Genomic DNA, 22,924 nt, shown 5'->3' with positions numbered 1-22,924 from the left:
GTCCAGCATCAAGCGCAGGTCGCCTTCGGAAACGGTGGAAAGATCGGTGAAATGGCGAACTGACATCAGCAATGATTCCGGGATTACTTCGCCGCGGCGGAAGCGATCGCCTCCGCCAGGCCCTTGGCGCCGGCGCGGATGCGGTTGAGCGCGTCATGGATCTCGGCGTCGGTGACGGTGAGCGGCGGCAACAGGCGAATGACGTTGTCGCCGGCCGGAACCGTCAACAGGTGCTGGTCGCGCAAGGCCATGTTCACCTTGGTGTTGGGCATGGCGCATTTGAGGCCGAGCATCAGCCCGGCACCCCTGATGTCCTCGATGATTTCGGGAAACTCGTCGGCGACCGACGCCAGACCCTGCTTCATCAGCAGCGCCTTGCGCTGGACATCTTCGAGGAAGCCGTCTTCCAGCACGACATCGAGCACGGCGTTGCCGACCGCCATGGCAAGCGGGTTGCCGCCGAACGTGGTGCCATGCACGCCGGCGGTCATGCCGACCGCCGCTTCATCCGTGGCAAGGCAGGCGCCCATCGGGAAGCCGCCGCCGATACCCTTGGCAATCGCCATGATGTCGGGCGTTACACCCGACCATTCATGTGCGAACAGCTTGCCGGTGCGGCCGATGCCGCACTGGACCTCGTCGTAGATCAACAGCAGGCCGTGCTGCTCGCACAATTGCCTGAGCCGCTTCAGCGACTGCGTCGGCACCGGGCGGATACCGCCCTCGCCCTGCACCGGCTCGATCAGGATCGCGGCCGTCTCCGGCGTGATCGCCTTTTCGGCGGCGTCAATGTCGTCGAAGCCGACCTGGTCGAAACCTTCGACCTTGGGGCCGAAGCCCTCGAGATACTTGTACTGGCCGCCAGCCGCGATGGTCGCCAGCGTGCGGCCATGGAAGGCGCCTTCGAAGGTGATGATGCGGAAGCGCTCGGGATGGCCTTTGACGAAATGGTAGCGCCGCGCCGTCTTGATCGCGCATTCCAGCGCCTCGGCGCCGGAATTGGTGAAGAACACCTTGTCGGCGAAGGTGGCGTCGGCCAGCCGTTCGCCAAGCCGGCTCTGCCCGGGGATCTCGTAGAGGTTGGAGACATGCCACAGCTTGGCTGCCTGCTCGGTGAGTGCGGCGACCAGGTGCGGGTGGCTGTGGCCCAGCGAATTGACGGCGATGCCGCCGGCGAAATCGAGATATCGCTCGCCCTTGTCGGTAATCAGCCATGTGCCTTCCCCGTGGTCGAAGGCCAGGGGTGCGCGAGCAAAGGTCTCGTAAAGCGCCGAACCGCTCATTATATGCGTCTCCGGTACCGGAAAATCAAAAAAGCCGCCAAAGCGGCGGCCTGTGCGGCTTATCCTGTTTTTCGGCCATGAAGTCAACGAAAACGTCGCGTAGTGGCGCGCGGCAAGCCCCCCGACGGGACGCCGGCTCATAAGCGACCGGGCAAGTTGGGGAAAACCGAAAAAACCGATTCGTGTTGCACTTGGGACTCTTGTCACCGAGTCAGCGCATAGAGTAGTTGTAGTCGAGAAATAACTAGATTTCGTGCGGCGGACCTAATCACCAGATATATGTGGTGTCTGCCCTGGCAAATGTTGCCGGGTCGGGAGAAGGATTCCGATTGCCGCACGCTTAGAGGAGCGCGGTCTCATGAACTGGACTGACGAGCGGGTAGAACTCTTGAGAAAACTGTGGTCGGAGGGTCTGAGCGCAAGCCAGATTGCTGCGCAGCTTGGAGGGGTCAGCCGCAATGCGGTCATCGGGAAGGTGCATCGGCTGAAACTGTCGGGCCGCGGTCGCTCGACCGCCACGCCGGCACGCCAGAAGAAGGCAGCGCAAGGATCGACCGTCCAGAAATCGGTATCACGCGCCGTAACCACGGCACGCCATGTCACGACATCGGTCGGCGCCACTGCTTTGCAGACGCAGTTCGACGCCGAACCCGTGGCACGCCATTACATCCGCCCGGTCGAAAATGTCGTGCTGCCGATCTCGCGGCATCTGCAGCTGGTCGAGCTGACCGAGCGGACCTGCAAATGGCCGAACGGCGATCCGCTTTCAGAGGACTTCCATTTCTGCGGCAACGATGCCGCCGAAACCGGTCCCTACTGCAAGTACCACGCCCGCGTGGCATTCCAGCCGGCATCCGAGCGGCGGCGGAGCAGGTAGATAAGGGAATAGGGGAGTAAGGCAGTAGGGCAGTATGTGCGCGGAAAGTCGCGCTCACGAAATGCCACCCTACTGCCCTACTGCCCTACTGCCCTACTGCCCTACTGCCCTACTTCACAACCAGCCATTCTTCCTGAACCGCCAATACAGAAACGCGCAGATCAGCGCGATCGTGGCCAGAACCACCGGATAGCCGTATTCCATCTTCAGTTCCGGCATGTCGCTGAAGTTCATGCCGTAAATGCCGGCGAGCGCCGTCGGCACCGCCAGGATTGCGGCCCAGGAGGCGAGCTTCTTGGTGTTGGCCGTTTCCTGACTCTGGCCGACCAGCAAGCTCGCCTCGAAAGCAAATGCCAGCACCTCGCGCAGGCTGTCGATCTTCTCCTGAACGGTGCGGATGTGATCGGTGACGTCGCGGAACAGCGGATGCATGGCGGTGTGGATCTGCGGCAGCTCGGCGCTGGTCAGCCTTCGGCAGACTTCGACCAGCGGAAGCGCGGCATTGCGCAGGCGCAGGAGATCGCGGCGCAGCATATAGAGCCGCTCTATGTCGGGAGCGGTCATCGGCTTCAGCAGAACCTTGTCCTCGATCGCCTCGACCTCGTCCTCGATCTGCTCGAGCACCGGCATGTAATTGTCGACGATGAAATCGAGGATGGCATAGAGGACGAAATCCTCGCCCTTGGCCAGCGAGTGCGGGCAGCTTTCCCAGTGCTGACGAACGGCGGCATAGGACGTCGAGGGACCGTGCCTGACGCTGACTATGTAGCCTGAGCCGACGAACAAATGGGTCTCGCCGAAGGTGACCCGGCCCTCGATCAGCTGCGCGGTGCGGGCGACGATGAACAAGGCGTCGCCATATTGCTCGATCTTCGGCCGCTGGTGCGGGTGCTCGGCATCCTCGATCGCCAGCTCATGCAGGTGAAACTGCGCCTGGACGCGCAGCAACAGGTTACGGTCGGGCTCCAACAGGCCGATCCAGACGACGTGACCGGATTTTTTTGCCCATTCGCCGGCTTCCTCGATGGGAATGTCGGCGATGCGGCGCCCCGCGGTGTAAACGCCGCAAGCGATAATGCCGGATATCGGCGCAGGCGCCGGGGTCAGGTTCCGAACATTTTCCATCACGACCTCCCGGAGCAAATCCACGGACGAGGATAGAGGCAAAGCCCGGAAAGCTTATCGTAAATCGGGTGACGGTTCGAGAGGCGGCGTTCACTTCACCGGCTGCGTCTCGGAAAGGCTGATTTTGTCGGTCTTGTCGCCCTTGGGCCGCTCAGCCGGCAACTGATCACCGGTGACGATGTAGTAGATGGTCTCGGCTATGTTGGTGGCGTGATCACCGATACGCTCGATGTTCTTGGCGCAAAACAGCAGATGCGTGCAGGGCGTGATGTTGCGCGGATCTTCCATCATGTAGGTCAGCAATTCGCGAAACAGCGATGTGTACATGGCGTCGATCTGGTCGTCACGATCGCGCACGAAGCCGATTTTCTCCACCGAACGGGACGCGTAGACGTCGAGCACTTCCTTGAGCTGGGTCAATGCCAGGTTGGACAGAGCCTCGAGGCCGCGGAACAGGCTGGTCGGCTGGCGTCCGTCGGTGACGGCGACCACCCGCTTGGCAACGTTCTTGGCGAGATCGCCAACCCGTTCGAGGTCGGCGGAGATGCGGATGGTCCCGACGATCTCGCGCAAATCCGCCGCCATCGGCTGACGCTTGGCAATGATGATGATCGCCTTGTCGTCGATTTCGCGCTGGCCCTCGTCCAGTACGGTATCGTCGCGGATGACCTTCTGGGCAAGGCCCGGGTCGGCATTGACGAGAGCGGTGACCGCCTGTTCGACCATGCGCTCGGCATGGCCACCCATCGCGGCGATGCGCTTCGACAGATATTTCAACTCCTCGTCATAAGCGCTGACGATGTGCACGGACTGCATGGCAAATGCCTTCCCACGGGGTGTTTTGATTTTGAGTCGTTTCCTCGAATCCCCGCTGATACGCTAGCCGGATGACAGAAAAAAGAAACAGTGCCCTTGAATTAGGGCGATATCAGTGCGCCGGCAAATGAACCGAGAATGCCGCGCCGTTGCCGACTTCGGACTTGATCGAAAGCCGGGCGTTGTGGCGCGTCAGGATATGCTTGACGATCGACAGGCCGAGGCCGGTGCCTTTCTGGGTCCGGCTGGTCTCGACATCGACGCGGTAGAAGCGCTCGGTAATGCGCGGAATGTGCTCCTCGGGAATGCCAGGGCCAAAGTCCCTGATCGTGACGTCGATGCCCGGCTCTGATCCGGCCTCGCTATGCGCTATGGATACAACCACGCGCCCACCCGACTGCCCATATTTGCAGGCGTTTTCCAAGAGGTTCTCGAAAACCTGGAAAAGCTCATCGCGATCGCCAGGCACATGAAGCGGTCCATCGGCGTAGCGCCGCTCGATGGCAACGGCGTTTTCGCTGGCCAGCGGTCCGAGCGAGTCGATGACGCTGTCGACGGTCTGACGCAGGTCCACCTCGGTTCCCGGCTTCAGATAGGGTTTCATCTCGAGCCGCGACAGCGACAACAAATCGTCGATCAGACGCGCCATGCGGCCGGTCTGGCTCTGCATGATCTGCAGAAACTGGTCGCGCGCCGCCGCGTCGTTGCGGGCTGGTCCGCGCAGCGTTTCGATAAAGCCGGCGATGGAAGCAAGCGGGGTGCGCAGTTCGTGGCTGGCATTGGCGATGAAGTCGGCGCGCATGCGGTCGATCCTGCGCGTTTCGCTCTGGTCCTTGAACACCAGCACATAGAGATCGGTGGCATGACCGACCGAGGACACGCTCACCCGGTAAGCCCGTTCGACCGGCAGCTTCTCCATGTAGTCGACGACATCGGAGGCGACATCGCCCGATAGCACGCCATCCAGCAGAGCCTGCATTTCCGGCGCCCGGAATTTCAGCGACAGCGACATGCCTGGCGCGATGCCGCCGAAAGCGGCGAAGGCGGCGGCGTTGGCATGGACGATGGTGGCAGCCCGGTCGAAGATGATGAGCGGATCGGCGACGGCGGCGGCCAGATATTCACCCGAGAGCCGCTGCAGGCCGATGGCCTCGATGGCAGCGCCGCTGCCGGTGGATTGGCGCGCGCCGCCGGCCGGCAGTATTGCCGCTGCAAATAGCAACAGCAGCGCCGCGAGGACGATATAGGCTGAAATCCCGGCCAAGGCATAAACGGCGACGACCGCGACGACGCCGGCCGCAAGCAGCCAGCGGCTGTTCCACAGCCGTGCGGCCATGGTTTGCGCGATGCCTCTCTGCTCTGTGTCCAGGTCAGCCATCTGCCCGCGGGCCCGCACCCCATGCCTTCGCACCCGGTCCACGGTGGCGGAAAAACTTCCACTAGACCGTTCCGGAGGCTCCCCATAGCATGAGTCCCGAAGCTGGAAAGGGTTCGTCTCGATGAAAAAAGCCAAGGAAAGTCCCGCCGCGCCAACTTCGGGGCCGCTGAAGATCAGGATCGGCGGCAAGGAGCGGGAGTTCGATATCGAAAACCCCGTGCTTCCCGACTGGGTCGAGGACAACAAGCTGACTGCCGGCGGCTATCCCTACGACAAGAAGATGAAAAGCGATGAGTATGACGAAACGCTCGAGAAGCTGCAGATCGAGTTGGTCAAGGCGCAGGCCTGGCTGCAGTCGACCGGCAAACGGGTGATGGCGCTGTTCGAGGGCCGCGACGCCGCCGGCAAGGGCGGCACGATCTTCGTGGTGCGCCAGTACCTCAATCCGCGCACCGCACGCAACGTGGCGCTGACCAAACCGACCCCGACCGAACTGGGGCAATGGTACTACCAGCGCTATGTCGACCATTTCCCGACTTCAGGCGAATTCGTCACCTTCGACCGCTCCTGGTACAATCGCGCCGGCGTCGAGCCGGTGATGGGTTTCTGCACGCCGCAGCAGCACGAGCAGTTTCTCGACGAGACGCCGCATTTCGAGCGGATGATCTCCAACGAGGGGATTCACTTCTTCAAATTCTGGCTGAACATCGGCCGGGAAACGCAGCTCGAGCGCTTCCACGACCGCCGCTACAGCCCGCTGAAGAGCTGGAAGTTTTCGCCCATCGACGTTGCAGGCATCACCAAGTGGGACGACTACACCAAGGTGCGCGACACAATGTTCGAGCGCACCCACAAGGAATTCGCGCCGTGGATCATCGTACGGGCCAATGACAAACGGCGCGCGCGGCTGGCGGTCATGCGGCGCATCCTGTCGTCTCTGCCCTATGAGGGGCGCGATCTCGAAATCATCGGCAAGGAAGACAAGAAGATCATCGGCGAAGGGCCGTCATTCCTGGGAAAACAGGATTGACGCTTTTTTGCGTCGCGCGGCAAGGAACCGCGCGACGCAATCATGATGCTTAAGCCGCCAGCCTGGCGATACGCTGCAATCGCCGCAGCGTCGTATCATCCTGCAGCGCCTGCTGGAAAAGCGAGATCTCCTGATCGATGCGGTCGCAGAGGGCCTCGGTGTTCCCCTTCAGCAGGCCGCGCGTCTGCAGCAGGGCGGCGACCGGCTTCTTGACGAGCTGTCTTGCCCGACCAAGGGCCGCCTCCTCGACGGTGCCTCCCGGCACGATCTCCGCGACCAGGCCGAGCGCCCTGGCATCTTCGGCGCGAAGCGTGTCGCCGAGGCAGAAGAAGCGGAAGGCACCGGCGTAGCCGAGCTTCTGCGGCGCCAGGATGCTGGTCGCCGCATCCGGCACCAGGCCGAAATCGACGAACGGCACCCTGAACGTGCTCTCATCGGACGCGATCACCATGTCGCAATGGAACAGGATGGTGCAGCCGACACCGACGGCATCGCCATCGACGCAGGCAAGGATGGGCTTTGGAAACGTCGCCAGCGTGCGGAACAGGTCGGTGACGGCGGCGATCAGTTTCTGGTGCTTGGTGGCGTCGAGGAATTCGGAGAAGTCGCCGCCCAGACAGAAACAGCCTGCCAGGCCGCGCAAGACGACGACGCGAACCTCCTCATTGTCGGCTGCTTCATGGAAGGTCCTTGCCAGGCTTTCATAGGCCCTCCTGTCCAGCACCGGCCGGCCGTCACTCGACGACACGGTGACCACCAGCGTGTGGTTGCGAAGTTCAGGTTGCGGATGTGTGCTCATGACTGTCTCCGATCTCATGACGCACGCCTTTGCCCGAGCATGTCGGGATATCCCCTGGCCAGCACGGGAGCAAAATGATTGCGGCGCGACCGCACCACATCGAGTGTGTGCTCGTTGAAGGTCAGCAAGGTGGCGACCACCTGCTGGTTGCCATAGGTGCGCTGATAGCCAAGCGGGGTCGCCAGGAAATGCAGTTGCAAGGCGCGCAGCACCCACATCGGCTCGAACTCGATGATCACCTTGTCGACGCCGCGCTTCAGCCCCCACTCGACGAAACCGGCAATCAGTTCGGTGCCGACGGTCGAAACGCCGCGACGACCATCGCGAAAACCGGGAGCCACCGCATAGCGGGTCAATTCCCAGATGTTTGGACCCGACGGCGGCGTTCCTTCGGAAAGATCGGTCAAGACCTCGGTCAGCAGATGTGGCCGCGTCGTCGGCAACATCCTCTGATAACCCGCCACTTCACCGCCCCTGATGACGATCTGATGGACCGCCTCGTCGTGATCGAACTGGTCGAGTTCGAGCCCATCGGGGCGCCTGAGGTCATCCCACCCCATCTCCTCGACGAATATCTTGTAGCGCAAACGATGGACGGCCTCCCAAAGGTCGGGACGTTCCATCAATTCCTGGGTTGTAAGGGAAAAAAGCATTCCGCCGTCTCCTGCGTTCAGAGGAAGATACGGCCGTGCTTTGATGAGAAAATTGCGTGATCGCGTAGGCAAGGATTTCAGGTCGGCACGGCCGACCTAACTAATGTAGCCGCGCCGTATCGCTTCCGCGACGGCCTGCACCCTGTTGACGGCACCTAGTTTGCTTTTGGCGTTAAGAAGATGTTTCTCCGAGGTGTGTTCGGAAATGCCGAGGATTTGCGAAATCTCCCATTCGGACTTGCCGACGGCGGCCCATTGCAGGCATTCGCGCTCGCGCGGCGTCAGCACGATATGATCGATGGTCTTGTTCGCCATGGTGTGGAGTTGCATGGCGCGGCCAACCGCGTAGGTCGAGACCAGCGACACCTGGCCGAATTCGGCGGCGGACAATTCCACGGCCTCGCCGCCCAGCGACACCATGACGATCTGGCCGTCGAGCGTGATCAGCGGAAAGGCCAACCCATCGCGCAGTTTGAAGGCGCCGGCATCGCCCATCACCTCGCCGCTGCTCTTGTCTATGCGGATGCCTTGGGACGCTTCGTGCCACTGGAAGGGCGCCTGCAACTGTTTCATATGGCTGACGACCGGGTCATGATCGACATAGTTGCGCGCGACATAGCGCTCCAGCCACTCGCCAGGCCAATCGCAGAGAAGCACATGCTGCTTTTGCTGGCCGGCCGGCGTGCCTGGCTGCGGGACGGTTCCCGCCATCAGTGCGGTGAGACCGAAATCCGATGTTATGCCCAGCAGCCTTTCGCAGACCGCCGCCGCCGTTGCGGCGTGCTGCAGTTGGTCTATGTATTCCAGCGTGCGATCGAACTGACCCATCGCAACATCAACCCCATGTTGCCTTGTGCATTGCGGCCAATGATGCGTGCCTGATCTACACTTCGCCACCGACCACGGATTGCAAATCGCATACTTATTTTGTGGCTCCCTCTCATCGAGGCGACCGAAGCTGATTTGCAAACCGGCTAAATCATATCCTGAAATCGGCGTGTTGAAATCAAAAACCATTGTGCCTGTACCATTTTCGTACCAAAACCGGTGCGAGCACGACTGTGGCGGAGTTTTATCTTGGCGTTCCGGTGGAGGTCCTTCGCCTTTGCGATGCTGATCGGGTTGCTGTCGTTCGCCGACGGTGCGCGCGCCGCGGCGCCTCAGGTTCCGGTGCTGTGGGATGCCAAGGAGCGGCTGCCCAAGCCAGACCTTTCGAAGCTGCCCCGGCTGAGATTCCTCACCACCACGGACTTCCCGCCTTTCAACTTCCTCGACGGTGCGGGAAAGCTGTCCGGCTTCCACATCGATCTGGCACGCGCGATCTGCGCCGAGCTTGGCATTGTCGAAAAATGCCAGATCCAGGCCCTGCCCTGGGCCGAGCTGGAAGGCGCACTGCGGAAAGGCGAAGGCGAGGCGATCATCGCCGGCATCGCCGCCACACCGGAATCGCGCGCGACCTACGCCTTCTCACGCTCCTATCTGCAGTTTCCGGCGCGCTTCATCATGCCGAAGGGCAAGGCGCTGACCGAGCCCGTCTTTGACAAACTGCACGGCAAGCGTGTCGGCGTGATATCAGGCTCGGCGCATGAGCGCATGCTGCGCGACTATTTCAACACGGTCCAGGTCGTCCCTTTCGACAGGCCGGAAGAACTGTATGCCGATCTCAAGGCCGGCAAGGTCGACGCCGCCTTCGGCGACGGCATGCGCCTGGCTTTCTGGCTGGGCGGCTCGGACGCGGCGGGCTGCTGCCGCTTTGCCGGCGGGCCCTATCTGGCGCCCGAATATCTGGGCACTGGCATGGCCATCGCCACCAAGGCGGACAATCCGGCGCTGGCCGCAGCGATCGACTACGCGCTGCAGGAAATTTCAATGAAAGGCACGTTCGCCGAATTTTATCTGCGCTATTTCCCCGTCAGTTTTTTCTAAAGCCAAGGACTTTCAGGTCAGGGTACGCAGCCGCGCCTTGGCCGCGCGGCCGATGGCAGCAACCGTCAGCGTGTCGAGATCGAGCTGACGCCGGATCAGCTGCAGCACCCGCACCTCTTCCATGCGCATTTCGAGGTCGACGGCGGCAACCTCGAAGGCGGCGGCATAGGCGGTGTCGCGCAGCCGCTCGGGCAAGACCTCGGCGACTTCGGCCAGCACGCCCTCCAGCCCATCCTTTTCGTGCAGGCGCTTCTGGCAGTCCTGGGCGACGCCGACCAGCCTGTCGTGGTTGAAGTCCTCGAACACCGGCCAGGAGCGGACGACCTCGCCGATCCGCGCCAGTTCAACATCGGTCATGTCGCGGTCGGAGGCCGAGGTGATGACCATCAGATAGATCAGGGCTTCATGAGGTGTCGGCAATTTTTTCTCCTTGAACCGGGCCTCGAAGTTAGGAACGCCCGTTCTGCACCGCAAGGAAAAAGCGCCGCACGCGTTGACGCTCCGGCGCTGCACGCCTAGAGACCGGTTGAAAAACCCTTGCTGCGGCCCGCCTTCGGGCCGGCAGATGATTTGGAAAACTGTGACATGGCGGGATCAAACATCATCGATCTCAACCCCGAGCTGCTGGCGGCCGCGACCGAAAGCAAGGCGTGGCCGTTCGAGGAAGCCAAAAAGATCATCGAGCGCTACAAAGGCGCCGACTTTCCGCAAACAGTCCTGTTCGAGACCGGCTACGGGCCGTCCGGCCTGCCGCATATCGGCACGTTCGGCGAGGTGGCGCGCACCTCGATGGTGCGCCATGCCTTCCGTGTCCTGACGCAGGACAAGGTCGCGACCAAGCTGCTGTGCTTTTCCGACGATATGGACGGCATGCGCAAGATACCCGACAGCGTGCCGGACCGCGCCGCACTCGAGCCGCATCTGCACAAGCCGCTATCGTCGGTCCCCAACCCCTTCGGCGGCGACTATGCGAGCTTCGCCGACCACAACAATGCGATGCTCTGCCGCTTCCTCGACACGTTCGGCTTCGACTACGAGTTCGCCAGCGCGACGCAATACTACAAGGCCGGCCGTTTCGACGCGATGCTCAAGCGCGCTGCCGAGCGCTATGAGCAGATCATGGCGGTGATGCTGCCGACGCTCGGGCCCGAGCGGCAGGCGACCTACAGCCCGTTCCTGCCGATCTCGCCGAAGAGCGGCCGCGTGCTTTACGTGCCCATGAAGCATGTCGACGCCAAAGCCGGCACCATCACCTTCGACGACGAGGGCACCGAGACCACGCTTTCGATCACCGGCGGCCGCGTGAAGCTGCAGTGGAAGCCGGATTTCGGCATGCGCTGGGCAGCGCTTGGCGTCGATTTCGAAATGTTCGGCAAGGACCACCAGACCAATGCGGTGGTCTACGACCGTATCTGCAACATTCTGGGCGGACGGGCGCCGGAGCATTTCGTCTACGAACTGTTCCTCGACGAGAATGGCCAGAAGATCTCGAAGTCGAAGGGCAACGGGCTGACCATCGACGAGTGGCTGACCTATGCGCCGACCGAAAGCCTCGGGCTCTACATGTACCAACGGCCGCGGCAGGCCAAGAAGCTGTATTTCGACGTCATCCCGCGGGCCGTGGATGAATACTACACGTTCCTCGCCGCCTATCCCCGCCAGGACTGGAAGGAGCGGCTGGGCAACCCGGTCTGGCATATGCATGACGGCAACCCGCCCGCGATCGACATGCCGGTGCCGTTCTCTCTGCTGCTCAATCTGGTCAGCGCTTCCAACGCGCAGAACAAGGATGTGCTGTGGGGATTCATTTCACGTCATACGCAAGGCGTGACGCCGGCGACGCATCCAGAGCTCGACCGGCTGGTCGGCCATGCGATCCGCTATTTCGACGATTTCGTGAAGCCGACGAAAACCTTCCGGCCCGCCGACGAGGTCGAGCGCGAAGCGCTGGCAGCGCTCGACGAAGCACTTGGCGCGCTGCCGGCGGACGCCAGCGGCGAAGCGATCCAGAACGCCTCGCTCAACGTCGCACGCAGGATCGAGCGCTATCAGGATCATTCCAAGCAGAGCCCGGAAGGCGGCCCCGGCGTATCGGGCGCCTTCTTCCAGATGATCTACCAGGTGCTGATCGGCCAGGAGCGCGGCCCGCGCTTCGGCTCGTTCGCAGCACTCTACGGCGTTGCCGAGACGCGTGCGCTCATTGAGCGGGCGCTGGCTGGTCAGCTGGCTTGAGCACGCCGTCGACCTCTTCCAGGATCGAACCCGGCGCCTGAGGTGCCGGGCCTGGCGCGGCCGGCATCGCCGGCATGCCGGACAGATCAGGCGCCGATCCGAAAATGCCCTTCCTGCCCGTGCGCGCCTTGTCGCCGGCCTCGACATAGGGGCCGCCCTTGGCGGCGCGCGCCCAGCCATTTTCGACCAGCCACTGACCGACATCCTGCTTGCCGATCCGGCACTCGGCTGCGATCAGGTCGCGGCCGCCCTGCGGCGGCACCGTGCAGACCACCGCGCGGCCGCGCAGGAAGGCGCGGAACGCTGTCCTCGCCCGGACACCGCACGGCCAGGACTTGCCGTCCTCGCTGCAAATCTCGTCCTGCCTGACGATGTCGATGCCGGAAACCGCGACCGAGTAGCCCTTCGCCTCGATCAAGCCGGCGGCCGGCGCAACCGGCTGGAACAGCTTTGTGCCGTTCCAGTCGTCAGGCATTTTCGGCTTGGGCGGCACGGCCAGCGCGAGTTTGCTCAGCGGCTCGCGCGGCTCGATCCGTTCAAGCCCGTCGGCGGGCAGTTCCGGCGGCGCGACGATTTCGGGATCGATCGCCCTCGAATGCGTCGCCGGCTTCGGCGGCTGCGGAGCTGCAATGGCCGATGTAGCCGGCTCCTCGGGCAGCGTCCCGGCAGCCTGCTGCGCCATCGCATCGGCGCCCGGATCAAGCTGGTCCACGGTGATGACGCTTTCACTACCTTTCAGAGTGCGACCGCCAGTGACGACGATGGCTGCCATCACAGGGACCATCAGAACCGCCAGCGCGTGATGGAGAAGCCGCACCAGCTTAACCTATTGGCTTGCCCAGACAATCCGCGCCACCCATTCGACATCGCGCATGGGAATATCGCGGTCGGGATGATCGGGATTGAGCGAGACCAGCGCAATCGACCTGACGGTCTGGCGCTCGAGCACCTTGGCCATCACTTCGCCTGATGTGGTCTTGACGACGACGCGATCGCCCTTGCGGGTAACGGCGCCCGGTTCGACGATGAGGACGTCGCCATTGCGGTAGAGCGGCAGCATGGAATCGCCCTGCACCTGCAAAGCATAGGAACTCTCGGTCGATTGCGTCGGCAGTTCGATCAGATCCCAGCCCTGCCCGGCTGGAAAGCCGGCATCGTCGAAGAAGCCGCCGGCGCCGGCCTGGGCAAAGCCGAGCAGCGGCACGGAGCTTCGGCGGGCGACCGAAGCCGCATGGCTGGCCCCGGCCCGACCTTCAATCAAACCGGTGAATTCGTCGAGGGAGGCGCCCGTTGCCTCCATGATCTTTGCCAGTGATTCGGTCGAGGGCCAGCGCGGCCGGCCATCCGACGACAGGCGCTTCGACTTGTTGAAGGCGGTGGAATCGAGCCCCGCACGCTTGGCCAGCCCCGAGGCCGAAAGCGAATAGCGCTCGGCAAGAGCATCAATGGCAGCCCAGACACGGTCATGCGAGAGCATGTGTCGCTCTCCTTTGAACAGGAAAAAATACCTTCCCTGTTCTAACCCCGGACCGCCATCTTGTCCACAGTGCAAGGCTTACTCACGCCGCTTTCCTGGTCTCGCCTTTCGCATAGGGATCGAAGCGCTGATAGAATCTCTCACCCTTCTCGGCCATGTCGAGCAGCAGCTTGGGCGCCTTGAACTCGGCGCCGTATTTCTTCTGCAGGTTTCTGGCGATCTTGACGAACGCCTTGGCGCCGATGCCGTCGATGTAGGACAGCGCACCGCCGGTATAGGGCGCGAAGCCGAAGGCGAGGATCGAGCCGACATCGGCCTCGCGCGGGTCGGTGACGATGCCTTCTTCCATCACCCGTGCCGCTTCCAGCGCGATGGTGACCAGAAGCCGCTGCTGCAGCTCCTCATAATCGACCTTCTCGGGCGCAAGCTGCGGATAGAGCGCCTTGAGGCCCGGCCACAGCTTCTTCTTGGCGGGCTTTGCCGGATAATCGTAAAAACCCTTGCCATTCTTGCGGCCGAAGCGGCCGTGATCGTCGACCATGGTGTTGATCAGCGCCATCTGCTTGGGATCGACCGCCTTGTCGCCCAAATCCCTGATGGTCTGCTTCATGATCTTCTCGGCAAGGTCGATGGCCGTTTCGTCGGTCAGTGCCAGGGGGCCGACCGGCATGCCGGCTGCCTTCGCCGCGTTCTCGATCATCGGCGCGGGCACACCTTCGATCAGCATCTTGTAGGCTTCCGACATGTAGCGCAGCACGCAGCGGTTGACGTAGAAGCCGCGCGTGTCGTTGACGACGATCGGCGTCTTCTTGATGGCGCGAACGAAGTCGATCGCGGTGGCCAGCGCCTTGTCGCCGGTCTTCTTGCCCAAAATGATCTCGACCAGCATCATCTTGTCGACCGGCGAGAAGAAATGGATGCCGATGAAATTCTTCGGCCGCGCCGAATTCTTGGCCAGCGACGAGATCGGGATGGTGGAGGTGTTCGACGCGAAGATCGCCGATGGCTTCAACACGGCTTCCGCCTGTTCGGTGGCGCTCTTCTTGACGCCCGAATCCTCGAACACCGCCTCGACCACCAGATCGCAGCCGGCAAGGTCGGCGTAGTCCGCCGTCGGCGTGATCAGCGACAGCAGTTTGTCCTTGTCCTCCGGCTTGGCGCGGCCCTTCTTGACCTGATCCGAGACCAGGCTGTCGGAATGCGCCTTGCCCTTGGCGGCCGACTCCAGATCACGGTCGAGCAGCACCACCGGGATGCCGGCCTTGGCGGTGACATAGGCGATGCCGGCGCCCATGAAGCCGGCGCCGAGAATGCCGATCTTCTTGAACTTGGTTTCGGGCACGCCGGCCGGGCGGCGGGCGCCCTTGTTCAGTTCCTGCAGCGACACAAACAGCGAGCGGATCATCGCCGCCGCTTCCCTGGTCTGCATGATCTCGGTGAAATAGCGCTGCTCGATGCGCAAGGCGGTGTCGAACGGCACCAGCAGGCCTTCATAGACGCATTTGAGGATCGCGGCGGCGGCCGGATAGTTACCATAAGTCTCGCGGCGCAGGATGGCGATCGCCGGCGGCCACAGATTGAAACCGGCCGGCGAATAGATCTGGCCGCCTGGCAGCTTGAAACCTTTCTCGTCCCATGGCGCCACCGGCTTCAGCCCATTCCTGATCATCGCCTTGGCGGTCTCGACCAACCTGGCCGGCTCGGCGATCTCATGGATCAGGCCCATCGACTTGGCCTTCTGCGGCGACAGCGTCTGGCCGGAGGTCAGCATCTGCAACGCCTGCTGCTGATCGGTCAGCCGCGGCACGCGCTGGGTGCCGCCGGCGCCCGGGAAGATGCCGATCTTCACCTCGGGAAGCGCCATCTTCACCTTGTCGCTATCGGCGGCGACACGGCCGTGGCAGGCGAGCGACAATTCGAAGGCGCCGCCCATGCAGGTGCCGTTGATCGCCGACACCCACGGCTTTCCGCAAGTTTCCAGCTTGCGGAACAGGCCGGTCATCATGCCGGCATTGTCGAACAGCGCCTTGGTCGCCTTTTCGGCGTCCTTGCCCTTTTCCGCGGCGAAGGTCGTCAGCATCTTCTGCAGCAAAGAGATATCTGCACCGCCGGAGAAGGTATCCTTGCCGGAGGTGATCACGGCGCCCTTGATGGCGGCGTCACCAGCCACCTTGTCGACAATGGCGTTCAATTCCCGCATCGCCTCTTCGGTGAAGACGTTCATCGAACGGCCGGGCATGTCCCAGGTGACCAGCGCAATGCCGTCGGCGTCGGTGTCGAGGGCGAAATTGGTGTAGCTCATCGTTTCTCTCCCCGTCAGACGCGTTCGATGATGGTTGCGGTGCCCATGCCGGCGCCGATGCACAGCGTCACCAGAGCGGTGTTGAGATCGCGCCGCTCGAGTTCGTCCAGCACCGTGCCGAAGATCATCGCGCCGGTGGCGCCGAGCGGATGACCCATGGCGATGGCACCGCCATTGACGTTGATCTTGTCATGCGGAATGTCGAAAGCCTGCATGTAGCGCAGCACCACCGAAGCGAAGGCTTCGTTGAGCTCGAACAGGTCGATGTCCGAGAGCTTCATCTTGGCGCGCTTCAACAGCTTCTCGGTGACGTCGACCGGACCGGTCAGCATCAGCACAGGCTCGGAGCCGATGTTGGCGAAGGTGCGGATACGCGCGCGGGGCTTCAGCCCCATCGCCTTGCCGGCCTTCTTCGAACCGAGCAGCACGGCCGCCGCACCATCGACGATGCCGGACGAATTGCCGGCATGATGGACGTGGTTGACCTCTTCCACTTCGGGATGCTTCTGCACCGCGACCGCATCGAAGCCGCCCATTTCGCCGGGCATGACGAAGGACGGGTTGAGCGAGGCCAGCGACTGCATGTCGGTCGACGGGCGCATATGCTCGTCATGGTCGAGGATGGTCAGGCCGTTCTGGTCCTTGATCGGGATGACGGATTTCTTGAAGCGGCCATCCGCCCAGGATTTGGCGGCGCGCTTCTGGCTCTCGACCGCATAGGCGTCGACGTCGTCTCTGCTGAAGCCGTATTTGGTGGCGATCAGGTCGGCCGAGATGCCTTGCGGCACGAACCAGCCGGGCAGGCCGACCGAAGGATCCATGAACCAGGCACCGCCCGAGGCGCCCATGCCGACGCGCGACATCGATTCGACACCGCCGGCAATGACGATCTCGTCCGCTCCCTGCGCGATCTTGGCGGCACCGAAATTGATGGCGTCGAGCCCGGAAGCGCAGAAGCGTGAGATCTGCATGCCGGGCGCCTTGGTGTCGTAGCCGGCCTCGAAGGCGGCGGCGCGCGGAATGACCGAACCCGCCTCGCCGACCGGATCGACGCAGCCGAAGATGATGTCGTCGACGTTTGCAGTGTCCAGCCCATTGCGGTCGCGCAGCGCTTCGAGCGTCTTGGCGGCAAGCCGCACCGCCGGCACCTCGTGCAGCGATCCGTCTTTCTTGCCCTTGCCGCGCGGTGTGCGCACGGCGTCATAGACATAAGCTTCAGCCATTTGCTTGCTCCTTGGGTTTGCCTGATGTCGCCTTCAGAGAGAGCGTCCGATCAGCAATTTCATGATCTCGTTGGTGCCGCCGTAGATGCGCTGGACGCGGGCGTCGCGGAACATGCGGGCGATCGGGTATTCATTCATGTAGCCATAGCCGCCATGCAGTTGAAGGCATTCGTCGACGACTTTTCCCTGCAGGTCGCTGAGCCAGTACTTGGCCATCGACGCTGTCACGGGATCGAGGCCGCCCGCGATGTGGCGGGCGACGCAATCATTGTAGAAGACGCGGCCGATGGTGGCCTCGGTCTTGAGTTCGGCCAGCTTGAACTGGGTGTTCTGGAAATCGATGATCGCCTTGCCGAACGCCTTGCGCTCCTTGACGTAGTCGATGGTCAACGCCAGCGCCCGCTCGATCATGGCGATGGCGCCTGTGCCGATCTGCAGCCGCTCCTGCGGCAGTTGCTGCATCAACTGGACGAAGCCCTGACCTTCCTCGTGGCCGAGCAAATTGGAGGTCGGCACGCGCATGTCGTTGAAGAACAGCTCCGACGTGTCGTTGGCCTTGAGCCCGATCTTGTCGAGGTTACGGCCGCGCTGGAAACCTTCGACCTCGTCGGTCTCGACGACGATCAGCGAGGTGCCCTTGGCGCCCTTCTCCGGATCGGTCTTGGTGACGACGATGATGAAGTTCGCAAGCTGGCCGTTGGTGATGAAGGTCTTGGAACCATTGATCTTGTAGTGGTTGCCATCCTTCTGCGCCCGCGTCTTGACGCCCTGCAGATCGGAGCCGGCGCCGGGCTCGGTCATGGCGATGGCGCCGATCAGCTCGCCGGTCGCCAGCTTCGGCAGCCATTTCTTTTTCTGCTCCTCGGAGCCGTAGTGGAGGATATAAGGGGCGACGATCGAATTGTGCAGGCCGATGCCGAACCCGTCGACGCCGACATGGCCAATGGCCTCGATGATGGCGCTCTCATGCGCGAAGGTGCCGCCGGAGCCGCCATATTCCTCCGGCATAGAAGCGCAGAGCAGGCCGGCGGAACCTGCCTTCAGCCAGCTTTCGCGATCGACCATCTCGTTCTTCTCGAACTCGTCGTAGCGCGGCGCGATCTCCTCCGACATGAAGCGATGCGCCATGTCGTAGAGCATGCCGACCTCGTCCGCCGCCCAGGCGGGCTTCGGCAAAGAGAGCACTTCGGCGGGATTTGTCGCCACGATTTCCTCCGCGTATCGACAGACAGAAAGGCCAGTGAGGTCGAGCTTAGAACGCTTCCGCCAGCAGTGCCATCAATGTGTCGGCGCCGCTCGAAATGCGGGCGAGATGAGCCGATGTCTCCGGCATGATCCGCTCCATGAAGAAGCGCCCCGTCACGACCTTGTTGCCGTAGAAAGATTGCGCGCCATTGGCGTCCGTCTTACCAAGTGCCACCTTGGCCATCTGCGCCCACATATAGCCCAGAGCGACCAGGCCGAAGAGATGCATGTAGTCGGTCGAGGCGGCACCCGCATTGTCGGGCTTGGCCATGCCGTTCTGCACCAGCCACATGGTCGCCGCCTGCAAATCGTTGAGACCTTTCTTCAACGCCTTAGTGAACGGCGCCATCTTCTCGTTAGCGCGGTTCTCCTCGCAGAATTCGCCGACCTCCTTGAAGAAGGCCTGCACGGCGCGGCCGCCATGCAAACCAAGCTTGCGGCCGACGAGGTCGAGCGCCTGGATGCCATTGGCGCCTTCATAGATCATGGCGATGCGGGCATCGCGCACGAACTGGCTCATGCCGTGCTCTTCGATATAACCGTGACCGCCGAACACCTGCTGCGCCATGACGGCGTGGTCGAACCCTTTGTCGGTGAGCACGCCCTTGACCACCGGCGTCATCAGGCCGGTGTAGTCGTCGGCGGCCTGGCGATCCTTGTCATCGCCGGAGCGGTGGGCGATGTCGGACTTGATCGCCGTCCACAGCGCCAGCGCGCGGCCGGCCTCGTTGAAGGCTTTCATGGTCATCAGGCTGCGGCGGATGTCGGGATGGACGATGATTGGATCGGCCTTCTTGTCCGGCGCCTTCGGCCCAGACAATGAGCGGCCCTGCAAACGGTCCTTGGCGTAGCCGACAGCGTTCTGATAGGCGATCTCCGACAGCGACAACCCCTGCAGGCCGACACCGAGGCGCGCCTCGTTCATCATCGTGAACATCGCCTTCAGGCCGCCATTGGGCTCGCCGAGCAGCGTGCCCTCAGCCTCGTCATAGTTCATGACGCAGGTCGAATTGCCGTGGATGCCCATCTTCTCCTCGATCGAGCCGCAGGAGACGGTGTTCCTGTTGCCCGGATTGCCCGACGGGTCGAGCTTGAGCTTCGGCACGATGAACAGCGAGATGCCCTTGACGCCTTCCGGCGCACCCTCGATGCGGGCCAGCACCAGATGGACGATGTTGTCCGACATGTCGTGTTCGCCGGCCGAGATGAAGATCTTCTGGCCTGAAATCTTATAGGTGCCATCGCCGTTCGGCACCGCTTTGGTCCGCAACAGGCCGAGATCCGTGCCGCAATGCGGCTCGGTCAGGTTCATGGTGCCGGTCCAGGCACCCTCGATCATCCTCGGCAACCATGTCGCCTTCTGCTCGTCGGTGCCGTGGGTGATGATTGCCGCGATCGCGCCCTGCGTCAGGCCAGGATACATCATCAAGGACATATTGGCCGAGACCATATATTCGGCGACGGCGGTGTGCACGGCATAGGGCAGGCCCTGGCCGCCGAACTCGACGGGTGCGGCCAATCCCATCCAGCCGCCCTCGCGGTACTGGTCGAAGGCCTCCCTGAAGCCTTTCGGCGTGGTCACCGAGCCATCGTCGTGACGCACACAGCCTTCCATGTCGCCGACACGGTTCAGCGGATGCATGACGTTTTCGGCGAGCTTGGCGCCTTCGGCGAGGATCGCCTCGAGCACATCGGGCGTGGCGTCGGCAAATCCGGGAAGGTTCGAATAACGCTGATAACCCAGAACCTCGTTGAGCACGAACAGCGTATCCTGGACCGGAGCCCTGTATGTCGGCATGCTTTTTCTCCACCCTGCAAACCCGGTCCGAATGCCCCGAAGACAAGCCAGGGCGGCATGCGGACCCATATTGGGAGCGGGATAGCAAAAATTGACGTTTGCGTAAACGTCAATTTTCTCGATGCGACAAGATTCCCCGCCCCCTGGAGCAATGAGCGTAGCGGCGCGACGTTGCGCAAGCCAGCGCCGAAAGGCCATAAGAGTGGGCCAGGACAACGAAAAGCCGCGTGGCAGGCCACGCGGCTAGACAGAACTCGGACAATCAGCAGACGACTTGGTGTCTGGCGCAATTCCTGACGGAATTGCTTCAGCTGGCGGCGCTCGCCTGCGGCGCCGAACGCTCGCTCAGCATCTGGCGCACCGCCGACATCGAGCCGCTGAGCTCGTTGATGGCGTCGTCGATCAGCGCCCGTTGCTTCTGCAGGCGGGCAAGCTGCTTTTCCGACTTGTCCAGCGCAAGCTTGAGCTGCTTGGTGTTTGAACCGGTGGGATCGTAGAGATCCATCATCTGCTTGACGTCGCGCAGCGAGAATCCGACCTTGCGGCCAAGCAGGATCAGCTTGAGGCGGGCCTTGTCGCGGCGCGTGTAGAGACGGGTCGAACCGTCGCGCTGCGGGTTGAGCAGGCCCTTGTCTTCGTAGAAACGCAGCGTGCGCAGCGTCACTCCATATTTCTTCGCCATCTCGCCGATGCGGACGAGGTCCTCGCCGGCTTCGGCAGACATATTGGTATTGGCCGCGGTCTCGCCGGCCGAGATAAGCTTCATGGTCACTGGCTTTCCCCGTCTGGTGGCGTCGCGGTCCTGGACCGTGCGTCGCCTGACTGGAAGCGGGGGCCTGCTTCCAGTCGTGGTTTCAACAAACAAATCGCAAACATGCGCTCAATGCGCCTTTTACGTTTACGTCAATTCTATACCGATTGCCGCAGGATGACGCAAGGGCGTTCTGCGCCCCGCCCTTTATGCCGCACCGTCAGGCCGGCAGCCAACATCCTTTCGATTTCTTAAGTTTGGTTAACGCGTTGTTTACCACGTTGGGGGAAATGTGGGCGCGTCGGCTACCCGTGTTTATCCTGTATCGAATTTTTCACGGTTTTTCGGAGCGCGGGCGAGAGCCCGGGAAGCTCGTCTTCCGCCGCGGCATCGCCGCCGGTCGCCTTCGTTCCGATAGGGACCTGGGGGAACTGGCCGCGAGCCAGCCATTCTGAAAGACGGACGCACCGATGAACAGCAAGCGGTCCTATCTCGATACACTCAATGCCGGCAGGCAGCGCAGGCCGCAGACCACGCTCGATCAGTTGAACCAGTCGCTGGAGACACTGGAGCAGCGGCTGGAGCGGACGCGCGAGGATCCGATGGCACGTCCCGAACTCCGCCAACCCGATCCCCGCCAATATGGTGCCGATGCGCGCTACCCCGCCGCCCGGCCCTCTGGCCAGCAGCGCTGGTATGAGGACCCGCAGCCCGCGTCGCGTCCGAAGAGCCCGATGCAGGGAGCCGCCGCTTTCGAGCAGAATTACCAGGCCATTGCCCGCGATATCGATCGCGTGCGCGGCCAGGAGGATGGCGTTGCCATGGTCGGCAAGATCGCCGGCGAATTGCGCGGCATGCGCGAGGAATTGCGCCACCAGATGACCGCAGGCCTGCAGCGGGAATTCGAAGCGCTGCGCAAGGACATCGAGCGGGCCTTCCAGTCAGGCGCAAGGCCCGGTGCTTCGGCCAAGGGCAGTGCTGAACTCGGCCTTGAGTTCGAGCGTCTTTCGGGCGCCATCCAGACCCTGGCCGAGAAGAGCGACGACAGAAGCGTCAACATGCTGCGGCTCGAGCTCGAACAGGTCAAAGCCGCACTCGAAACGCTGGCACGCGAAGAGAGCGTGCAGAAGGTCGACCGCCGCTGGGACGATTTCGATCGCCGCTGGACGGCGTTCGAAGACCGCGTCGACGCCGACCAGCGCAAGCGCTCGGACGACCCGGGCCTGTCTGCTCTCACCGCCCGGCTCGAGCAGATCAGCAATGCCGTCAACAATTTGCCGGAATCGTTGTCGCTGCGCTCGCTGGAGGAGAAGGTGCGCACGCTTGCCGGCGCTGTCGACCATTTCGCCAGCCAGCAAGACAATCGCGGCAGCGACACGCTTGGCATGATCGACGAGCGGCTGGACGAGATTTCCCGCGCCATCGTGGCATCGACGGTCGCCGCGCAAGCCAATTCATTCGACCACGAGGCTTTCGAGCGCATAGAGAGACGGATCGACTCGCTTGCCGGCCAGATCCAGGAAGTGGCGCAGGATCGTCCCGGCAACGCTGTCATGGACCGGTTGAGCACGCTGTCGGGCCGGGTCGACGAACTCGCCGGCCGCGCCAATCTGCCGGAGCAGGCGATGGAGCGCCTGGCCAAGCAGATCGCATTCATCGCCGACAAGATCGACCAGGCACCCGCCATGCCTGACGCCGACTACATCTTCCATGGGCTGGAGCAACGCTTCGACGTCCTGTCGAGCATGATGGAACGCCGCCAGGGTGACGCCATCGAGCAGGGCAACATGCTGTTCCGCGATCTCGAGCGCAGGCTGGACGAGGTTGCTGACAGGCTCGACCAGCGCATGCCGCAGGTCGACAGCGTCGGCATCATGGAAGCCATCGATGCCCGCTTTACGGCGCTCGCCAGGCGCCTTGAAACGCGTGTGCCCGATCCCGCGGGCGAAGCGGCGATCCGCGGACTGGAGAGCCGGCTCGAAGACATTTCAAGCCGGCTGGACGCGGCG

Annotated in this window: 19 protein-coding genes and 1 pseudogene; 5 read left to right on the top strand and 15 right to left on the bottom strand. The window is 62.7% G+C overall.

Features of this window, described 5'->3' with window-relative positions; genetic code table 11:
* Positions 1 to 83: 83 nt before the first annotated feature.
* Complete coding sequence (locus tag EN932_RS08030; protein ID WP_063170013.1) at positions 84 to 1,283, bottom strand: aspartate aminotransferase family protein; 1,200 nt, start codon at positions 1,281 to 1,283, stop codon at positions 84 to 86.
* 358 nt (positions 1,284 to 1,641) lie between these two features.
* On the opposite strand from EN932_RS08030, the gene EN932_RS08025 reads away from it, so the two are divergent.
* On the top strand, positions 1,642 to 2,160 hold the full coding sequence (locus tag EN932_RS08025) for a GcrA family cell cycle regulator (protein ID WP_127365491.1): 519 nt from the start codon (positions 1,642 to 1,644) through the stop codon (positions 2,158 to 2,160).
* 114 nt (positions 2,161 to 2,274) lie between these two features.
* On the opposite strand, the gene EN932_RS08020 is transcribed toward EN932_RS08025, so the two are convergent.
* The 3 genes from EN932_RS08020 to EN932_RS08010 form a co-directional block, all read right to left on the bottom strand.
* The gene (locus EN932_RS08020; protein ID WP_013533645.1) at positions 2,275 to 3,285 is read right to left on the bottom strand and encodes a magnesium and cobalt transport protein CorA; all 1,011 of its coding nucleotides are present in this window, start codon (positions 3,283 to 3,285) and stop codon (positions 2,275 to 2,277) included.
* Positions 3,286 to 3,375: 90 nt separating this feature from the next.
* Positions 3,376 to 4,101, bottom strand: a complete 726-nt coding sequence (phoU, locus tag EN932_RS08015; RefSeq protein WP_013533646.1) for a phosphate signaling complex protein PhoU — start codon at positions 4,099 to 4,101, stop codon at positions 3,376 to 3,378.
* Positions 4,102 to 4,213: 112 nt separating this feature from the next.
* Positions 4,214 to 5,479 carry an ATP-binding protein gene (locus EN932_RS08010; protein ID WP_164753417.1) on the bottom strand — a complete coding sequence of 422 codons (1,266 nt, stop codon included), beginning with the start codon at positions 5,477 to 5,479 and terminating at the stop codon, positions 4,214 to 4,216.
* Positions 5,480 to 5,600: 121 nt separating this feature from the next.
* On the opposite strand from EN932_RS08010, the gene ppk2 reads away from it, so the two are divergent.
* A complete protein-coding gene (gene ppk2 / locus EN932_RS08005; RefSeq protein WP_013533648.1) occupies positions 5,601 to 6,509 on the top strand; it encodes a polyphosphate kinase 2 in 909 nt (302 codons plus the stop codon).
* A gap of 49 nt (positions 6,510 to 6,558) precedes the next feature.
* On the opposite strand, the gene EN932_RS08000 is transcribed toward ppk2, so the two are convergent.
* The 3 genes from EN932_RS08000 to EN932_RS07990 form a co-directional block, all read right to left on the bottom strand.
* Positions 6,559 to 7,308, bottom strand: a complete 750-nt coding sequence (locus EN932_RS08000) for an enoyl-CoA hydratase-related protein (RefSeq protein ID WP_013533649.1) — start codon at positions 7,306 to 7,308, stop codon at positions 6,559 to 6,561.
* A 14-nt stretch (positions 7,309 to 7,322) separates the two neighbouring features.
* Entirely contained in the window at positions 7,323 to 7,961 is a 639-nt protein-coding gene (locus tag EN932_RS07995) for an acyl-homoserine-lactone synthase (RefSeq protein ID WP_013533650.1), read from the bottom strand.
* Positions 7,962 to 8,057: 96 nt separating this feature from the next.
* Positions 8,058 to 8,789: a LuxR family transcriptional regulator gene (locus EN932_RS07990; protein ID WP_024503165.1), complete on the bottom strand. Its 732-nt coding sequence runs from the start codon at positions 8,787 to 8,789 to the stop codon at positions 8,058 to 8,060.
* Positions 8,790 to 9,038: 249 nt separating this feature from the next.
* Between EN932_RS07990 and EN932_RS07985 the strand changes: the two genes are divergently transcribed.
* Positions 9,039 to 9,887 carry a transporter substrate-binding domain-containing protein gene (locus EN932_RS07985; protein WP_063170010.1) on the top strand — a complete coding sequence of 283 codons (849 nt, stop codon included), beginning with the start codon at positions 9,039 to 9,041 and terminating at the stop codon, positions 9,885 to 9,887.
* A gap of 12 nt (positions 9,888 to 9,899) precedes the next feature.
* On the opposite strand, the gene EN932_RS07980 is transcribed toward EN932_RS07985, so the two are convergent.
* Entirely contained in the window at positions 9,900 to 10,307 is a 408-nt protein-coding gene (locus EN932_RS07980) for a tellurite resistance TerB family protein (RefSeq protein ID WP_013533653.1), read from the bottom strand.
* A gap of 165 nt (positions 10,308 to 10,472) precedes the next feature.
* Between EN932_RS07980 and EN932_RS07975 the strand changes: the two genes are divergently transcribed.
* Complete coding sequence (locus EN932_RS07975) at positions 10,473 to 12,119, top strand: lysine--tRNA ligase (RefSeq protein ID WP_063170009.1); 1,647 nt, start codon at positions 10,473 to 10,475, stop codon at positions 12,117 to 12,119.
* Here EN932_RS07975 and EN932_RS07970 read toward each other — a convergent pair.
* From EN932_RS07970 to EN932_RS07940, 7 genes are all read right to left on the bottom strand, one after another.
* On the bottom strand, positions 12,085 to 12,936 hold the full coding sequence (locus EN932_RS07970; RefSeq protein WP_348629878.1) for a thermonuclease family protein: 852 nt from the start codon (positions 12,934 to 12,936) through the stop codon (positions 12,085 to 12,087). The genes EN932_RS07975 and EN932_RS07970 overlap by 35 nt on opposite strands.
* A 9-nt stretch (positions 12,937 to 12,945) precedes the next feature.
* Entirely contained in the window at positions 12,946 to 13,596 is a 651-nt protein-coding gene (locus EN932_RS07965; protein ID WP_013533656.1) for a helix-turn-helix transcriptional regulator, read from the bottom strand.
* Between the two features lie 82 nt (positions 13,597 to 13,678).
* A complete protein-coding gene (locus EN932_RS07960) occupies positions 13,679 to 15,898 on the bottom strand; it encodes a 3-hydroxyacyl-CoA dehydrogenase NAD-binding domain-containing protein (protein WP_128368780.1) in 2,220 nt (739 codons plus the stop codon).
* A 14-nt stretch (positions 15,899 to 15,912) separates the two neighbouring features.
* Entirely contained in the window at positions 15,913 to 17,121 is a 1,209-nt protein-coding gene (locus EN932_RS07955) for an acetyl-CoA C-acetyltransferase (RefSeq protein ID WP_027161729.1), read from the bottom strand.
* 33 nt (positions 17,122 to 17,154) lie between these two features.
* Positions 17,155 to 18,327, bottom strand: a complete 1,173-nt coding sequence (locus tag EN932_RS07950; RefSeq protein ID WP_082826644.1) for an acyl-CoA dehydrogenase family protein — start codon at positions 18,325 to 18,327, stop codon at positions 17,155 to 17,157.
* A 46-nt stretch (positions 18,328 to 18,373) separates the two neighbouring features.
* A complete protein-coding gene (locus EN932_RS07945) occupies positions 18,374 to 20,164 on the bottom strand; it encodes an acyl-CoA dehydrogenase (RefSeq protein WP_127368993.1) in 1,791 nt (596 codons plus the stop codon).
* A gap of 307 nt (positions 20,165 to 20,471) precedes the next feature.
* Positions 20,472 to 20,930 carry a MerR family DNA-binding transcriptional regulator gene (locus tag EN932_RS07940; protein WP_013533661.1) on the bottom strand — a complete coding sequence of 153 codons (459 nt, stop codon included), beginning with the start codon at positions 20,928 to 20,930 and terminating at the stop codon, positions 20,472 to 20,474.
* 455 nt (positions 20,931 to 21,385) lie between these two features.
* Here EN932_RS07940 and EN932_RS07935 point away from each other — a divergent pair.
* Positions 21,386 to 22,924: pseudogene (locus EN932_RS07935) on the top strand (peptidoglycan-binding protein); the annotation flags it as partial.

Origin of the sequence: Mesorhizobium sp. M7A.F.Ca.US.002.01.1.1, from assembly GCF_004022955.1 — a bacterium.
Taxonomy (GTDB): Bacteria; Pseudomonadota; Alphaproteobacteria; order Rhizobiales; family Rhizobiaceae; genus Mesorhizobium; species Mesorhizobium ciceri.
This window is presented reverse-complemented; position numbering and strand designations above follow the sequence as displayed.

What these genes read in the sequence shown, in the direction of transcription:
- EN932_RS07975 (WP_063170009.1), top strand. Translation starts at nt 10,473, where the DNA reads ATGGCGGGATCAAACATCATCGATCTCAACCCCGAGCTGCTGGCGGCC.
- EN932_RS08025 (WP_127365491.1), top strand. Translation starts at nt 1,642, where the DNA reads ATGAACTGGACTGACGAGCGGGTAGAACTCTTGAGAAAACTGTGGTCG.
- EN932_RS07945 (WP_127368993.1), bottom strand. Translation starts at nt 20,164, where the DNA reads ATGCCGACATACAGGGCTCCGGTCCAGGATACGCTGTTCGTGCTCAAC.
- EN932_RS07940 (WP_013533661.1), bottom strand. Translation starts at nt 20,930, where the DNA reads ATGAAGCTTATCTCGGCCGGCGAGACCGCGGCCAATACCAATATGTCT.
- EN932_RS08020 (WP_013533645.1), bottom strand. Translation starts at nt 3,285, where the DNA reads ATGGAAAATGTTCGGAACCTGACCCCGGCGCCTGCGCCGATATCCGGC.
- EN932_RS08010 (WP_164753417.1), bottom strand. Translation starts at nt 5,479, where the DNA reads ATGGCTGACCTGGACACAGAGCAGAGAGGCATCGCGCAAACCATGGCC.
- EN932_RS07955 (WP_027161729.1), bottom strand. Translation starts at nt 17,121, where the DNA reads ATGGCTGAAGCTTATGTCTATGACGCCGTGCGCACACCGCGCGGCAAG.
- EN932_RS07990 (WP_024503165.1), bottom strand. Translation starts at nt 8,789, where the DNA reads ATGGGTCAGTTCGATCGCACGCTGGAATACATAGACCAACTGCAGCAC.
- EN932_RS07995 (WP_013533650.1), bottom strand. Translation starts at nt 7,961, where the DNA reads ATGCTTTTTTCCCTTACAACCCAGGAATTGATGGAACGTCCCGACCTT.
- EN932_RS08030 (WP_063170013.1), bottom strand. Translation starts at nt 1,283, where the DNA reads ATGAGCGGTTCGGCGCTTTACGAGACCTTTGCTCGCGCACCCCTGGCC.
- EN932_RS07965 (WP_013533656.1), bottom strand. Translation starts at nt 13,596, where the DNA reads ATGCTCTCGCATGACCGTGTCTGGGCTGCCATTGATGCTCTTGCCGAG.
- ppk2 (WP_013533648.1), top strand. Translation starts at nt 5,601, where the DNA reads ATGAAAAAAGCCAAGGAAAGTCCCGCCGCGCCAACTTCGGGGCCGCTG.
- phoU (WP_013533646.1), bottom strand. Translation starts at nt 4,101, where the DNA reads ATGCAGTCCGTGCACATCGTCAGCGCTTATGACGAGGAGTTGAAATAT.
- EN932_RS08000 (WP_013533649.1), bottom strand. Translation starts at nt 7,308, where the DNA reads ATGAGCACACATCCGCAACCTGAACTTCGCAACCACACGCTGGTGGTC.
- EN932_RS07960 (WP_128368780.1), bottom strand. Translation starts at nt 15,898, where the DNA reads ATGAGCTACACCAATTTCGCCCTCGACACCGACGCCGACGGCATTGCG.